General features: G+C 62.7%; 2 protein-coding genes. One reads left to right on the forward strand and one right to left on the reverse strand.

Annotated features, from left to right (window positions below):
- A partial coding sequence (locus ACI38B_RS02105; RefSeq protein ID WP_439729321.1) for an aldo/keto reductase occupies positions 1–1,013 on the reverse strand: 1,013 nt, incomplete at its 3' end.
- Between the two features lie 175 nt (positions 1,014–1,188).
- On the opposite strand from ACI38B_RS02105, the gene ACI38B_RS02110 reads away from it, so the two are divergent.
- Positions 1,189–1,430 (forward strand): glycerate kinase (locus tag ACI38B_RS02110; RefSeq protein WP_439729322.1); only part of this gene is annotated, 242 nt, incomplete at its 3' end.

Consider the following 1,430-nt stretch of genomic DNA (forward strand, 5'->3'; position numbering starts at 1 on the left):
GCAATCCGGTCGATGGCGGCGAGCTCGTCATCGGTGAAATCAGGCCCGTTCAACGCGCCGATACTGTCGAGCAGCTGCTGAGGTCGGGAAGCACCCACGAGCACGCTGGTCACTTCGCTCTTGCGCAGCAGCCAGGCGAGCGCCATATCCGCAAGACTTTGCCCGCGCGCAGCGGCAATCGTATTCAACGCTACAATCGCGTCATGTGTGCGTGCCACGTCGGCTTCGGTGAGGAACCGGCCGTCCCGGGCCACGCGCGAATCCGCGGGAATCCCGTCTAGATACCGGTTGGTGAGCAGCCCCTGGTCGAGCGGGCTGTAAGTGATCAGCCCTTTGCCCAGCCGGCTGACGGCATCGAGCAGTCCGTTGTGTTCCACGGTCCGGTCAAGGATGTTGTAGCGGTTCTGCGCGATGATGAACGGCACATGCAACTCGTCAAGAATCGCGGCTGCCGCTTCGAGCCGCTGCCCGTCATAGTTCGACAGGCCCACGTACAGCGCCTTGCCGCTGGTGACCGCCTGCGCGAGCGCACCCATGGTTTCCTCGAGCGGCGTGTCCGGGTCGGGGCAGTGATGGTAGAAGATGTCGACGTAGTCAAGGCCGAGTCGCGTCAGACTCTGGTCGAGGCTGGCGAGCAGGTATTTGCGGCTGCCGTGGTCGCCGTATGGGCCGGGCCACATGTCGAATCCGGCTTTGGTGCTGATGACCAGCTCGTCGCGGTGCGCACCGAAATAATCGTGCAAAATCCTGCCGGCGTTGCGTTCGGCGCTGCCGGGTTCCGGCCCATAGTTGTTGGCGAGGTCGAAATGCGTGATGCCGTGGTCGAATGCGGTGAAGCACAGGTGTTTCATCGTGTCGTATGACGAGAAATCGCCGAAATTATGCCAAAAGCCGAGGCTAATGGCAGGCAGTTTCAGACCGCTTCGGCCGCTTCGCCGGTAGGGCATGGTCTCGTACCGGTCTGGGGATGGCGTGTATGTGCTGATTCCGGTGGCGTTGGTTGCTGAGGGCATCGTTGTCTCCTGCATGCTGGGTTCGTGTGCGGCGTTCGTGCTGGCTGTTCGTGCGGTGCGCGGGTGGTCGGCTTTCGGCTGCGGATGTCCGGATTGTGCCGTGCCGTATCTATCGTGCAGTGCCGTATCGTGCAGTGCTGTGCCGCTGGTTGCGTCCTTATCTTAGGCTGGAGCCGTGAAGTTTCTCATTGCGATGGATTCGTTCAAGGGCTCGCTTGACGCCGTAGCGGCGTGTCGTGCGGTCGCGCGCGGGGTGCAGGTGGCTTGCCCGACGGCGTGTTGCGATATTGCGCCGATGGCTGATGGGGGAGAAGGCACGCTGGATGCGTTGCTGGCTTCGGTGGGCGGACGACGCCGCAGCGCGATGGTCCACGATCCGCTCATGCGACCGGTTCGCGCGGAGTATGGGTTGTTGGA

Source organism: Bifidobacterium sp., assembly GCF_051876855.1.
GTDB lineage: Bacteria > Actinomycetota > Actinomycetes > Actinomycetales > Bifidobacteriaceae > Bifidobacterium.